Origin of the sequence: Erythrobacter fulvus, assembly GCF_028595285.1 — a bacterium.
GTDB classification, from domain to species: domain Bacteria; phylum Pseudomonadota; class Alphaproteobacteria; order Sphingomonadales; family Sphingomonadaceae; genus Erythrobacter; species Erythrobacter fulvus.
On sequence record NZ_JAQQXQ010000003.1, the window covers coordinates 234,098 to 247,274 of the forward strand.

Here is a 13,177-nt window from a genome sequence, read left to right on the forward strand (position 1 = left end):
CAACGCGTACGGCTGAAGTGGCCGGCGCGCCGCCGGTGCTTTGTCGTCGGCGGTGACGGGGAAGGCGTGTCTGGGGATGGCGGCAGTCTCGCGGGGAGGTTGCGGCGACAGGGGTGAGAGGGGATCGACCAGGTGTCGGGTTTCGGAGGATATAGCGGCCAAGCCTACTCGCCCGCCGGCGACAAGGGCCGTTTTGTCCTGCCCGCTGCCTTCCGCAAAGCCGTGAAGGAAAGCTCCGACGGCAACCGCATCCTTTGCCTCGCCGCGCATGACCGCTTCGACTGCCTCGTCGGCTTCGGCCTGTCGCGCACCACTAAGCTTCATGCCCAGCTCGACCGCGAGGAAGAACGCGCGATCAGCTTGGGCAACCACGCCTTCGACCGTGAAGTGCGCGCGCAGCAGCTGTTCGGTTTCGAGCAGTTGCCGTTCGATGACAGCGGCCGCTTCGTGATGCCCGAACACCTGCGCGATCTCGGCAAGGTGTCCGACGGGCTGTATTTTCAGGGCGCGGGCGATTTCTTCTTCATCTGGAACCCTGCCGAACTGGCGCGGATGGGGGTCGAATGGAAGGGCGCGCAGGCGGCCTGTGCCAAGCTGATCGCTACCGCGAAAAAGGGGAATGCGTGATGCAGGACGCGCCCCACATCCCCGTGCTGCTCGATGAAGTCATCGCCGCGATCCAGCCGCGCCCCGGCATGGTGATCGTCGACGCGACCTTCGGCGTAGGCGGTTACACCACCGCACTGCTGGAAGCGGGCGCGAGCGTCCATGCCTTTGACCGCGATCCCGATGCGATCGCCGCTGGTGCCGCGCTGGTGGCGCGTTACGACGGACGCCTTACGCTCCACCCCGCGCGCTTTTCACAGATGCGCGAGGAGCTTGCCGCACTCGGCATCGCGCAGGTCGATGCGGTGGTGATGGATATCGGCGTTTCCTCGATGCAGCTCGATCAGGGGGATCGCGGCTTTGCCTTCATGCATGACGGCCCGCTCGACATGCGGATGAGCCAGGCGGGCGAGAGCGCCGCCGACTTCCTCAACACCGCCGACGAGGAAGCCATTGCCAACGTGCTCTACCGCTATGGCGAGGAACGCCAGTCGCGCCGCGTCGCGCGTGCCATCGTCGCCGCACGTCCGCTTGAGACGACGGGCGAGCTCGCCCGTGTGGTGCGCCGCGCGCTCGGCCACAAGCCGCACGACAAGAAGGACCCGGCCACCCGCACCTTTCAGGCGGTGCGCATCCATGTGAACGACGAGCTGGGCGAGCTTGAAGCCGGGCTTGCCGCCGCCGAGGCGCTGCTGGGCGAGGGCGGGGTGCTGGCCGTGGTCAGCTTCCACAGTCTGGAAGACCGGATCGTCAAACATTTCCTGCGCGAACGCAGCGGCGCAGGCCGCGCGGTGTCGCGCCACCTGCCGGGCGAAATTCCCGGCCCTCCGCCGACTTTTACCAGCGTCTCCAAGGGCATTCGCCCGACCGAGGCAGAAATCGCCCGCAACCCGCGCGCGCGTTCGTCCACTTTGCGCCATGCGATCCGCACCGGCGCCCAACCGAGGAGCATGGCTGCATGATGACCGGCATTCAGGCGCGTTCGCTGGGGTGGATCGCTGTGCTCGCGATGTGCATCGCTCTGGTCGCCATTCTTGGCTTCAAGGTGCACGCGGTGAAAAGCGAGGTGCTGCTGGCCGAACGCCAGATCCTCGCGCTCGAACGAGAGGCCCTGCTGCTCGAAACCGAGTTCGAGACGCGCGCCAGCCAGCGCCAGCTCGCCGCGTGGAATGCCGTCGAATTCGGTTATCAGGCTCCGCGCGCCGATCAGTTCCTTGATGGCGAGCGCCAGCTGGCAAGCCTCGGCCAGCGTCGCAGCCCCGATGCCCCCGCGCCGATCCGCCTTGCCCGCGCCGATACGGGCGGGGATGATGCCTCCTATGCCGATCCCGGCCCGATGCGCTCGCCGGTGTCGGGCGCGACCGTCACGCTGGCGTCTGCCTCCAGCGAAAAGGACGCCGGGCAGGTGTTCACCGAAGCCTTCGGCGATTTCCTGATCGAAGCCTCTCCGATCCGCCCCGTGCAGGCGCAGACGGTCAGCGCAAAGGGCTTGGGCGAATGAGCATCATGGCTGCCCCTGCGGCAGTCCCCGCCATTCCCGCCGGACGCGTGCGCAGCATCAATCTGCGCGCCCAGTTGTTGTGGACCGCGCGTTTCCGTGTGCTGTGGATCGCGCTCGGTTTTGCGCTGGTGACGCTGATTGCGCTGGTGCGGATCGCATCGCTGGCGATGGCAGGGCAGGCGCCCGAGCGCACCAGCCTCGAAGAGGCGCTGCTGCCGCCGCGCGGCGAGATCACCGACCGCAACGGCGTGCCGCTTGCGCGGGCCTTCCCTGCCTATGCCCTGTGGTTCGATCCCAAGGCGATGGGCGATGAAGGATCGCCGCTGGTGCGTTCGCCCGAACAGGTCGCGCGCGAGCTCAAGGCGATCTTCCCCGATATTGACGAGGCCCGCATGGCCCGCCGCCTCGCCTCGGGCCGCGCGGGTTACCTGCGCCGCCGCATCCTGCCCGAAGAAGCCAACCGGGTTTTTGCGCTGGGCGAGGTTGCTCTGGAAATCCCGCGCGAGACTGATCGCCACTATCCGCAGGGCACGCTGGCCGCGCATGTGCTGGGCTATGTGGTCGAGGACGAGGGCGGCAAGCTCGGCATGGAGCAGGTGCTGGATGCGCGCCTTTCCGATCCCGCCAAGCGCGGCGAACCGGTGGCGCTTTCGCTCGATGTGCGGGTGCAGGGCGCGCTCGAGGACGAATTGCGCCGCGGGATGCTGGCCACCAACGCGATCGGTGCAGCGGGCATCGTGCTCGACGTCGACAGCGGCGAAGTTATGGCGATGGCGAGCCTGCCCGAATTCGATCCCAATGTGGCGGGCGCCAGCGGGGCGAAGAACGTCTTCAACCGTGTCACCAACGGGGTTTACGAACTCGGTTCGACCTTCAAGCCGCTGACTGTCGCTGCGGCGATGGATGCCGGCGTGGTGCGGGATCTGGGGCGGCACTGGAATGCCGCGCCGGTTCCGGTGGGCAGCCGGACGATCAAGGATTCGCACCCGATGGGTGCCACATTGAACGTTCCGCAGGCCCTGGTGCATTCCTCCAACACCGTTACCGCGCGCGTGGCTGACGAGCTCGGGCCGGAACGGATGCGCCGGGCCATGGTTGACCTCGGCATGGACCGGCGTCCCTTCATCGAACTGCCGGCGCGTGGCAAGCCGCTATTTCCTGCAGGCAAGTGGAGCCGCGTCACAAACATGACGGTCGGCTTCGGTCACGGTCTGGCCGTCAGCCCGCTGCACCTCGCCAGCGCCTATGCCGCGATGGTCAATGGCGGGATCTGGCGTCCGGCCACCCTGATGAAGCTGGATCCGGCCGACGTGCCGCGCGGGCGGCGGGTGTTCAAGGAATCCACGTCTTCGCGGATGCGCCAGATGCTGCGGATGATCTCGCTCTACGGCACCGGACGCAGCGCCGATGCGCCGGGTTATCGCATTGGCGGCAAGACGGGCTCCGCTGAAAAGGCGGGTGTCGGCGGTTATCGCAAGACCTCGCTGGTGTCGTCCTTTGCTGCGGCCTTCCCGATGGACGCGCCGCGCTATGTCGTGGTGGTGGTGGTGGACGAGCCCAAGGGCACGATCGCCAGCAGCTTCCAGCGCACCGCCGCCTTCACCGCAGCGCCGGTGGTGGGGCGTCTGGTGCCGCGCATCGGGCCGATGCTGGGCGTGCAGCCGGACGAACGCCGCGACGTCGACATTTCCGATCTGCGCTATCTCGTGGACAAGAGCGAATGAGGCTGGCCGATCTGCTCGAACGCGCAGGGCTTCGCGGGGCGGATGCCGGCGATGCGGTTGTCACGGGCTTTGCCATCGATCACCGCAAGGTCGCGCCCGGCACCGTGTTCGGCGCCTTTGCCGGAGCGAAGTTCAACGGCGAGGATTTTATCCCCGCAGCGATCGAGGCGGGAGCAGTGGCGATTGTCGCGCGGCCCGAAGCCACGGTGAAAGGCGCGCTGCATATCGCCGATGCCGAGCCGCGCCGCGCCTTCGCACGGCTGGCAGCGGGGTTCTTTGCGCCCTATCCCGCTACCATCGTCGCGGTGACGGGCACCAACGGCAAGACATCCACCGTCGAGATGACCCGCCAGATCTGGCGCATGGCGGGCGAGCGCGCGGCGAGCATCGGCACGCTTGGCGTCACGACGCCCGACGGTTCGGTTTCGACCGGGCTGACCACCCCCGATATCGTAACCTTCCTTGCCAATATGGCGGGCCTTGCGCGGGAAGGCGTCACCCACGTGGCCTATGAGGCATCAAGCCACGGGCTGTCGCAATACCGCAATGAAGGTCTGAAGGTGGCCGCCAGCGCCTTCACCAATTTCAGCCGCGACCATCTTGATTACCATGGCACGATGGAGAGCTATTTCGCGGCCAAGATGCGGTTGTTCACCGAAGTGGTCGCGCCCGGCAGCCCGGCGGTTATCTGGGACGGGGACGAAGCATCCGAATGGACCGCCCGCGCCATTGCCGAAGCCGCCTCGCACAAGCTCGACGTGCGCACGGTGGGCCATCGCGGCACGTTCCTCAACCTTGCCGAACGGGTCCCGACCCAGCTCGGCCAGACGCTGACGATTGTTTACGATGGCGAGGCCCGCAAAGTGAACCTGCCGCTGATCGGTGCCTATCAGGCCGCCAACGCGCTAGTCGCTGCGGGGCTGGCCATGGCGACGGGCGTTGCCCCTTCGTCCGTGTTCGATGCGCTTACCCGGCTGCAACCGGTGCGCGGCCGGCTGGAGCGTGCGGCAATCAATCCCGCCGGTGCGCCGGCCTATGTCGATTATGCCCATACCTCCGATGCGATGGAGGCGGCGATTGCCGCACTGCGCCCGCACGTAGCCGATGGCGGGCGCTTGATCGTGGTGTTTGGCGCGGGCGGGGATCGCGACACCGGCAAGCGCGCCGAAATGGGCGCGGTCGCCGCGCGTGCCGCCGATCAGGCGATTGTCACCGATGACAATCCCCGCAGCGAGGATCCGGCCGCAATCCGGGCCGCGATCATGGCCGGTGCAGGTGCAGGCGCCCGCGAAATCGGTGATCGCCGGGCCGCCATTGCAGCCGCAATTGGGGAAGCCGGGCCGAACGACATTGTGCTGATCGCCGGCAAGGGCCACGAACAGGGCCAGATTTTCGGAGCGGGAGAAAGCATGCGGATCGAAGCTTTCGATGACGTCGAAGTGGCGCGCGAATGCGCCGGGAGCAGCAATCGATGAATGCCACAAACCCCCTGACGCATCCCTTGCTGCGGGCCTGGCCGGTCGCTCCACGCGATACTTTGCCGCTGGCTTTGTGGACTTCGGCCGAGATTGCGGCGGCCACGGGCGGCACCGCCAGCCATGATTTCCAGGCCTCCGGCGTCGAAATGGACTCGCGCGACGTGAAGGCGGGCGATCTGTTCGTCGCGCTCAAGGGCGAGGCGATGGATGGTCACAAGTTCATTCCCCAAGCCTCTGAAAAAGGCGCGGTCTCTGTGATCGTCGATCGGCCCGTCGATTATCCGCATGTGCTGGTGGAGGACACCACGCAGGCGCTGCATGATCTGGCTCATTTCGCGCGTGAGCGTTCACACGCAACCCGCATCGGCATCACCGGATCCGTTGGCAAGACCGGCGTAAAGGAAGCGATCTTCGCGTGCCTCGATCGTGCCAGCCGCGGGGCGGCGCACCGTTCTGTGCGCAGCTACAACAACCATGTCGGCGTGCCGCTGAGCCTTGCGCGGATGCCTGCGCGGGCCAAGTTCGGCGTGTTCGAGATGGGGATGAACCATGAGGGCGAAATCGCGCCGCTGGCCGCCCATGTGCGCCCCCATGTCGCGCTGATCACCACCATCGCGCCCGCGCATATTGAAAACCTCGGTAGCCTTGAGGCGATTGCCGATGAGAAGGCGCGGATCTTCACCGGACTATTGCCGGGCGGCACGGCAATCATTCCCGCCGACAGCGAATGGGTCGAACGGCTGATCGGTCATGCAAAGGGTTGCGGGGCCGAAATCGTCACTTTCGGGCGCAGCGCCGATGCCGATGTGCGCTTGCTCGACGCGATCCCTGCGCGCGGCGGCGGGGCGCTGGTCACGGCTGATCTGGGCGACCGGCGTATCTGTTACCACGTGGCCGAGCCGGGGGAACACTGGATCGTCAATTCGCTCGGCGTGATGGCGGCGGTGCGCGCGGCGGGCGGCGATCTGGCGAGCGCTGGACTGGCGCTGGCGGAGATGGGCGGTCTGAAGGGCCGCGGCGCGCGTCACCGGATCGCGGTGCCGGGCGGTGAGGCGCTGCTGATCGACGAAAGCTATAATGCCAACCCTGCCTCGATGCGCGCGACGCTCAAGGCGCTGGCTGCCAGCGACGCCACCCGGCGTCTTGCTGTGCTGGGCAGCATGAAGGAACTGGGCGACTTTTCCGATCCCTTCCATCGCCAGTTGGCCGAGCCGCTGATCGAGGCGGGGGTGACCCACGCGATCCTCGTCGGCGAGGAGATGCGCGCGCTTGCCGAGGAACTGGGGAAACTCTCCGCCGGTCCGCTTGGCAAGGTGACCACCTTCGCGCATTGCGGGACACCTGCCGAAGCCATCGCTGCGCTCGGGCAATTCGGTCTTGCCCCGGGGGACGCGGTGTTGGTCAAAGGCTCGAATTCGGTCGGCCTCGGCCGGCTTGTGTCACATCTTACCGAACACGCCCCTGCCGGGACCGCAGCAGGAGGCTGAGGCCCGAGGCAAAGGGCGTCGAGGAACGACTGAATGCTCTATCTGCTTGCCGAATGGCTGGGCTTCGAAGGCATCTTCAATCTGGTGCGCTACCAGAGCTTTCGTGCGGGCGCGACGCTGATGACGGCGCTGCTGATCGGCCTGCTGATCGGGCCGCGTTTCATCAATCTGCTGCGCGTGCGGCAGGGCAAGGGCCAGCCGATCCGCGAGGACGGGCCGCAAACCCACCTCGCCAAGCGCGGCACGCCGACGATGGGCGGGCTGATGATCCTGACCGCGCTGACGCTGTCGCTGCTGGTATGGATGGACCTGTCGAGCCCGTTTGTCTGGGCGTGCCTTGCGGTGACGATCGGTTTCGGTTTCATCGGCTTCCTTGACGATTACGACAAGGTTTCGAAGAACAGCCATGCCGGGGTGCCGGGGCGGGTGCGGCTTGCGCTGGAATTCGTGGTCGCCGGCATCGCGTCGTGGCTGATCGTCAGCCAGATCAATACCAATCTCTACCTTCCATTCCTGTCGGGAGTGAGCATCCCGCTGGGCCCGGCCTATTACGTCTTTGCCGCTTTCGTCATCGTGGGTGCGGGCAATGCGGTGAACCTGACCGACGGGCTGGACGGGCTAGCGATCATGCCGGTCATCATTGCCAGCGGCACCTTTGCGATCATCGCCTATCTTGCGGGGCGCGCGGATTTCAGCGCCTATCTCGGTATTCCGCATGTGCCGGGGGCGGGGGAGCTGGCGATTTTCTGCGGCGCGATCATGGGCGCGGGGCTGGCTTTCCTGTGGTTCAATGCGCCGCCGGCTGCGGTGTTCATGGGCGACACCGGCAGTCTCGCACTCGGCGGCGCGCTGGGCGCGATTGCGGTCGCGTCGCACCACGAAGTCGTGCTGGCGATTGTGGGCGGGCTGTTCGTGCTCGAGGCGGTCAGCGTAATCGTGCAGGTGTTCTGGTTCAAGCGCACCGGCAAGCGGGTGTTCCGCATGGCGCCGATCCATCACCATTTCGAACAGCTTGGCTGGAGCGAGAGCAAGGTCGTGATCCGCTTCTGGATCATCGCCATCGTGCTGGCGCTGATCGGCCTGTCGACGCTGAAGCTGAGGTAGGGCGTGCGCGGATGATCACCTCCTCCGCCTTTGCCGGAAAGCGTTATGCGGTTCTGGGGCTCGCCCGATCGGGTGCGGCCGCAGCCGAAGCGTTGCTGGCAAGCGGGGCGGAAGTGATCGCGTGGGACCGGCAGGACGTCGCCCGCGCGCCCTTCGAAGGGCGCTGCCGGCTGATCGACCCGCTCGAACTTGATCTCACCGGATTTGCGGGCGTGGTGGTCTCGCCCGGCGTGCCGTTGAACAGCCATCCGATCGGGCCGCATACCTGGCGATACGGCCTGCCGGTGATCGGCGATATCGAACTTTTCGCCAAGGCCCGCGCCAGCCTGCCCGCTACCCGCGTGGTCGGCATCACCGGCACCAACGGCAAATCGACCACCACCGCGCTGACCCACCACATCCTTTCAGCTGCAGGTGTGCCGAGCGTGATGGGCGGCAATATCGGCGATCCGATCCTCGGGCAGGATCCGCTGCCGGAAGGCGGGGTCTATGTGCTCGAATTGTCGAGCTTCCAGATCGATCTGACCTTCACGCTCGATTGCGATATTGCTGCGCTGACCAACATCACGCCCGACCATCTTGATCGCTATGCCAGCTTTGCCGCCTATGCCGCATCGAAAGAGCGGCTGTTCCAGATGCAGGCGAGCGGCACCGCGCTGATCTGTGACGAGGACGAGCCGACCCGCGCCATTGCAGCGAGGCTGGAGCAGGCAGGCAAGCCGCTGGTGCGGGTGAAGACGGCCGATCTCGCGGCGGCGGGCCTTGCCGATGGTCGCTCGCCCTCGCTCGCCGGGCCGCACAATGCCCAGAATGCGGCAGTGGCGGTGGCTATTTGCCGCCAGCTTGGCCTTGGCGATGAACAGATCGCGCGCGGGCTTGCGACCTATCCCGGCCTGCCGCACCGCATGGAGCGCGTGTGCGATGCGGGCGGGGTGACCTATATCAACGACAGCAAGGCGACCAATGCCGCATCGGCCGCGCCCGCGCTGGCTGCCTTTCCGCCCGATCCCGCGATCAATGGCGGAGCGCCGCGTATCCGCTGGATTTGCGGCGGCCTGCCGAAAGAGCCCGGCCTTGGTGCCTGCGCCGAACACCTCGGCAATATTGCGGGGGCCTATACCGTGGGCGAGGCAGGGCCGATGTTCGCCGACCTGCTTGAAGCGGCGGGCGTGAAGGTTGAACGCTGCGAGCTTATCAGCGAGGCGGTGCGCCGCGCGCGCGATGCCGCCCGTGCGGGCGAAGTGGTGCTGCTGTCGCCCGCCTGCGCCAGCTATGATCAGTTCCGCGACTACGAAAAGCGCGGCACGCACTTCCGCCAGATGGTCGGCGCGATGACCGGCTGCGATACCGGCCACGACGGGCGGAGCATCCTGCCATGAACGGCGCGTGGAACCCTGCGCGTCCGGCTTCGGCGACCTATCTTCCCCCGGCGACCATGCAGCGTCGCTGGCGCGACAGCATCCGGATCTGGTGGCGCGAGATCGACAAGGTGTTGCTCGGCCTGATCGTGCTGCTGATGGGCATCGGCGTGCTGGCGGTTGCTGCTGCGTCGCCTGCAAGCGCCGATCAGCTTTCCACGTCGAGGGTGACGCTCGACGAATTCATGTTCCTCAAACGTCATGTGGTGTTCCAGATGATGGGCCTGTCGCTGATGGTGGGCCTGTCGTTCCTGTCGCGCGATCAGGCGCGGCGGCTGGGCATTCTGGTCGGCGCGATCATGCTGGCGCTGCTGTTCGTGGTGCCGATCATCGGCGAGGAAAAGAACGGTGCGCGGCGCTGGATCAATGTCGGCATGTCGTTGCAGCCGTCGGAGTTTCTGAAGCCCGGTTTCGCAATCATCTGCGCCTGGGTGCTGAGCTGGAAACTGCGGGATTCAAGCCTGCCCGTGATCGCCTTCGTCACCGGCTTTATGGGCCTGATCGCGGCTCTGTTGATGGCGCAGCCGAACCTTGGCGATGCCATCCTGTTCGGCGGCATCTGGCTGGTGATGGTTCTGCTTGCCGGCGTAGCGTGGCAGCATATCGCCCTGCTGATCGGCGGCGGCGCGGGGGCGCTGGGGCTGGCCTACATGTTCTACGACAATGCCCGACACCGTATCGACAGCTTCCTTGGCGGCGGCACGGCGTTCGATCAGGTCGATCTGGCGCACCGCACGCTGACTGCGGGCGGGTGGACCGGCAGCGGGCTGTGGCTGGGTATCCGCAAGATGAACCTGCCCGAAGCGCACACCGACTACATCTTTTCGGTGATCGGGGAGGAATTCGGGTTGCTGGTGTGCGGTTTCATCGTCGCGCTTTATGCCGCGATGGTGCTGCGCGCCCTGATCCGCATGACGGGGGAGGACAACCTGTTCGCGCTGCTCGCAGGCGTCGGCCTTGTCACCCAGTTCGGCGGGCAGGCCTTCATCAACATCCTCGTCAACCTCAAGCTGTTCCCGTCCAAGGGGATGACCTTGCCGCTGATCTCTTACGGTGGTTCTTCGACACTGGCGGTGTGCTTCACGCTTGGGCTATTGCTGGCAATCACCCGGCGCAATCCGTTCCTCGCCAGCGAGGCGGGCGGCTTGCGCGAGTTGATCGAACGCAAGGAGCCGAGCGCATGACCAGTCAGCCCCGCAGCGGCCAGACCAGAACGGGCGCGTCACGCCATTTCGTGCTCGCCGCGGGCGGCACCGGCGGCCACCTTATCCCGGCCTTCGCGCTGGCGGCCGAGCTGCACGCGCGCGGCCATCATGTTGCCCTGATCACCGACGAGCGCGGGGCCAACATCCCCGGCAAGCCCGATTACCTGACCGCCCATGTCCTTCCCGCAGGCCGTTTCGGCAAGAATCCGCTTGGCTGGCCCAAGGGGATTGCCGCCGTGCTGGAAGGGCGACGCATGGCGCTGCGGCTGTTCGACGCCTTCGAGCCATCGGCGATTGTCGGCTTCGGCGGCTATCCCGCTCTGCCCGCACTGCTGGCGGCGACCTCGGCCGGGCTGCCGAGCGTGGTGCACGAACAGAACGCGGTGCTCGGGCGGGTCAACCGTCTGCTGGCAGGCCGCGTCGATGCCATCGCGACGTCCTATGCCAGGGTTGACCGGCTCGATCCGAAACACGCGGCAAAGGTGCACCTAACCGGCAATCCGGTGCGCGCCGAGGTGCTGGCGCTGCGCGAACAGGATTTCCCCGCCTTTACCGAGGAAGGCCTGCTGCGCGTGCTGGTAACGGGCGGTTCGCAGGGCGCGCGGGTGCTGTCGGAAGTCGTGCCTGATGGCCTTGCCATGCTTCCCCCCGCGCTGCGCCAGCGGTTGCAGGTGACCCAGCAATGCCGCCCGGAGGATCTTGACGCGGTGCGGCGCCGCTATGCCGAGCATGATATCCCCGCCGAGCTCGGCACCTATTTCGAGGACATGCACGAACGTCTGGCCGACGCGCACCTGTTCATCGGCCGCGCGGGCGCATCGACAATTGCCGAGCTGACGGCGGTCGGCCGTCCGGCGATCCTTGTCCCGCTGCCGATCGCCACCGACGATCATCAGGCGGTCAACACCCGCGAGATGGTCAAGGCGGGCGGGGCTCGGATGATCCGGCAGGAGGCGTTCCAGCCCAAGGAACTCGCCAAGCAGATTCAGGCAATGGCCATGAACCCGTCCAGCCTAGCCAATGCCGCGCATTGCGCGTTTAACTGCGGGCGGCCTGATGCGGCAAAGGACCTTGCCGATCTGGTTGAAAGCATGAGCGGGATCGATCTGATGGACGTGATCCGCGTGGGCGAGACTGCGCCCGCTGCCAGCGTCGGCGCGCGGCCTTCGACCAGCTCTGCGCGAGCGGAAGCGAAAGAGCAGGCCGAATCATGAAGGGCGTCGGCACGGACATCGGCATCATCCACTTCGTCGGCATCGGCGGGATCGGCATGTCAGGCATCGCCGAGGTGATGCACAATCTCGGCTATCAGGTGCAGGGCAGCGACATCGCCGAAGGGCCGAGTGTCGAGCGGCTGCGCGCGCGCGGCATCACGGTTCACATCGGCCACGAACGCGAGAATGTCGAAGGCGTGGCGGTGGTCGTCACCTCCACCGCTGTGCGGCGCACCAATCCCGAAGTTGCCGCCGCGCTTGAAAACCGCATTCCCGTGGTACGCCGGGCGGAGATGCTGGCCGAACTGATGCGTCTGAAGTCCACCGTCGCGGTGGCGGGGACCCACGGCAAGACTACGACAACCAGCATGATCGCAACGTTGCTGGATGCGGGCGGGATCGATCCGACCGTCATCAACGGCGGGATTATCGAACAATACGGCTCCAATGCGCGGCTGGGCGATTCCGACTGGATGGTGGTCGAAGCGGACGAGAGCGACGGTTCTTTCCTGCGCCTCGACGGCACCATTGCGGTCGTCACCAATATCGATCCCGAACACTTGGATCACTACGGCGATTTCGACGGGGTGAAGAAGGCGTTCGTGGAGTTCATCCACAATGTGCCCTTCTACGGTGCAGCGGTGCTGTGTGTGGATCACCCCGAAGTGCAGGCCGTCATCGGCCAGGTGCGCGATCGCAAGGTTGTGACCTACGGTTTCTCGCTCCAGGCCGATATCTGCGGGGTCAATGTGCGCAGCAGCGCGGGGGGCAACACATTCGATGTGATCGTGCGCCAGCGCGGGCTGGAAGATCGCCGGATCGAAGGCGTGCATCTGCCGATGCCGGGGCGCCACAACGTCCAGAATGCGCTCGCGGCGATTGCGGTGGCGATCGAGATGGGTTGTTCGGACGAGGTGATCCGCACCGGCTTTGCCCGTTTCGGCGGGGTGCGGCGGCGCTTCACCAAGGTCGGCACTGTCGCTATCGAAGGCGGCGCGGCGACGGTGATCGACGATTATGCCCACCACCCGGTCGAAATCCGCGCTGTGCTGGCTGCGGCGCGCGAGGCGGTTTCGGGCACCGGCGGGCGGGTAATCGCAGTGGCCCAGCCGCACCGCTATTCGCGCCTCAATGATCTGATGAACGAATTCCAGTCGTGCTTCGACGACGCTGATATCGCCTATGTCGCGCCGGTTTATCCGGCGGGTGAGGAGCCGCTGCCGGGGGTCGATCACGCTGCGCTGGTGGCGGGGATGAAGGCGCGCGGGCACCGCGCCGCGCGCGAGATCGCCGGGGCGGATGCGCTGGCGGACGAACTCGCGGGTGAAGTCGCTGCGGGCGACATGGTGGTGTGCCTCGGTGCGGGCGACATTACCCGCTGGGCAGCGGGCCTTGCGCCTGCGATCACAGCAAAGCGGGGCGGTGCAGCGTGAACCAGCC

General features: G+C 66.4%; 11 protein-coding genes. All 11 read left to right on the forward strand.

Annotated features, from left to right (window positions below; genetic code table 11):
* Positions 1-132 precede the first annotated feature (132 nt).
* From OIK40_RS05580 to murC, 11 genes are read left to right on the forward strand one after another with little or no spacing between them, the layout of a single operon-like run.
* Positions 133-627 carry a division/cell wall cluster transcriptional repressor MraZ gene (locus tag OIK40_RS05580; RefSeq protein WP_273676893.1) on the forward strand — a complete coding sequence of 165 codons (495 nt, stop codon included), beginning with the start codon at positions 133-135 and terminating at the stop codon, positions 625-627.
* Complete coding sequence (rsmH, locus tag OIK40_RS05585; protein WP_273676894.1) at positions 627-1,568, forward strand: 16S rRNA (cytosine(1402)-N(4))-methyltransferase RsmH; 942 nt, start codon at positions 627-629, stop codon at positions 1,566-1,568. The genes OIK40_RS05580 and rsmH overlap by 1 nt, the downstream gene beginning before the upstream one ends.
* On the forward strand, positions 1,565-2,107 hold the full coding sequence (locus tag OIK40_RS05590) for a hypothetical protein (protein WP_273676896.1): 543 nt from the start codon (positions 1,565-1,567) through the stop codon (positions 2,105-2,107). Before rsmH ends, OIK40_RS05590 begins: the two co-directional genes overlap by 4 nt.
* A gap of 5 nt (positions 2,108-2,112) precedes the next feature.
* Complete coding sequence (locus OIK40_RS05595) at positions 2,113-3,831, forward strand: peptidoglycan D,D-transpeptidase FtsI family protein (protein ID WP_273676993.1); 1,719 nt, start codon at positions 2,113-2,115, stop codon at positions 3,829-3,831.
* Positions 3,828-5,306 (forward strand): UDP-N-acetylmuramoyl-L-alanyl-D-glutamate--2,6-diaminopimelate ligase, encoded by a 1,479-nt coding sequence (locus tag OIK40_RS05600; protein WP_273676898.1) that lies wholly within the window; start codon positions 3,828-3,830, stop codon positions 5,304-5,306. The genes OIK40_RS05595 and OIK40_RS05600 overlap by 4 nt, the downstream gene beginning before the upstream one ends.
* On the forward strand, positions 5,303-6,796 hold the full coding sequence (locus tag OIK40_RS05605; protein WP_273676899.1) for a UDP-N-acetylmuramoyl-tripeptide--D-alanyl-D-alanine ligase: 1,494 nt from the start codon (positions 5,303-5,305) through the stop codon (positions 6,794-6,796). Before OIK40_RS05600 ends, OIK40_RS05605 begins: the two co-directional genes overlap by 4 nt.
* A 33-nt stretch (positions 6,797-6,829) precedes the next feature.
* A complete protein-coding gene (mraY, locus tag OIK40_RS05610; RefSeq protein WP_273676900.1) occupies positions 6,830-7,900 on the forward strand; it encodes a phospho-N-acetylmuramoyl-pentapeptide-transferase in 1,071 nt (356 codons plus the stop codon).
* Between the two features lie 11 nt (positions 7,901-7,911).
* Positions 7,912-9,279 (forward strand): UDP-N-acetylmuramoyl-L-alanine--D-glutamate ligase, encoded by a 1,368-nt coding sequence (murD, locus tag OIK40_RS05615; RefSeq protein WP_273676901.1) that lies wholly within the window; start codon positions 7,912-7,914, stop codon positions 9,277-9,279.
* Positions 9,276-10,502, forward strand: coding sequence for an FtsW/RodA/SpoVE family cell cycle protein (locus OIK40_RS05620; RefSeq protein ID WP_273676902.1), 1,227 nt, complete (start codon positions 9,276-9,278; stop codon positions 10,500-10,502). The genes murD and OIK40_RS05620 overlap by 4 nt, the downstream gene beginning before the upstream one ends.
* Positions 10,499-11,737, forward strand: coding sequence for an undecaprenyldiphospho-muramoylpentapeptide beta-N-acetylglucosaminyltransferase (murG, locus tag OIK40_RS05625; protein ID WP_273676903.1), 1,239 nt, complete (start codon positions 10,499-10,501; stop codon positions 11,735-11,737). Before OIK40_RS05620 ends, murG begins: the two co-directional genes overlap by 4 nt.
* A complete protein-coding gene (gene murC / locus OIK40_RS05630; protein ID WP_273676904.1) occupies positions 11,734-13,170 on the forward strand; it encodes a UDP-N-acetylmuramate--L-alanine ligase in 1,437 nt (478 codons plus the stop codon). Before murG ends, murC begins: the two co-directional genes overlap by 4 nt.
* The last annotated feature ends 7 nt before the right edge of the window (positions 13,171-13,177 follow it).

Excerpts from the sequence above, each read along its gene's own strand:
- rsmH (WP_273676894.1), top strand. The coding sequence starts at position 627 with ATGCAGGACGCGCCCCACATCCCCGTGCTGCTCGATGAAGTCATCGCC.
- OIK40_RS05590 (WP_273676896.1), top strand. The coding sequence starts at position 1,565 with ATGATGACCGGCATTCAGGCGCGTTCGCTGGGGTGGATCGCTGTGCTC.
- OIK40_RS05595 (WP_273676993.1), top strand. The coding sequence starts at position 2,113 with ATGGCTGCCCCTGCGGCAGTCCCCGCCATTCCCGCCGGACGCGTGCGC.
- OIK40_RS05600 (WP_273676898.1), top strand. The coding sequence starts at position 3,828 with ATGAGGCTGGCCGATCTGCTCGAACGCGCAGGGCTTCGCGGGGCGGAT.
- OIK40_RS05605 (WP_273676899.1), top strand. The coding sequence starts at position 5,303 with ATGAATGCCACAAACCCCCTGACGCATCCCTTGCTGCGGGCCTGGCCG.
- mraY (WP_273676900.1), top strand. The coding sequence starts at position 6,830 with ATGCTCTATCTGCTTGCCGAATGGCTGGGCTTCGAAGGCATCTTCAAT.
- murD (WP_273676901.1), top strand. The coding sequence starts at position 7,912 with ATGATCACCTCCTCCGCCTTTGCCGGAAAGCGTTATGCGGTTCTGGGG.
- OIK40_RS05620 (WP_273676902.1), top strand. The coding sequence starts at position 9,276 with ATGAACGGCGCGTGGAACCCTGCGCGTCCGGCTTCGGCGACCTATCTT.
- murG (WP_273676903.1), top strand. The coding sequence starts at position 10,499 with ATGACCAGTCAGCCCCGCAGCGGCCAGACCAGAACGGGCGCGTCACGC.
- murC (WP_273676904.1), top strand. The coding sequence starts at position 11,734 with ATGAAGGGCGTCGGCACGGACATCGGCATCATCCACTTCGTCGGCATC.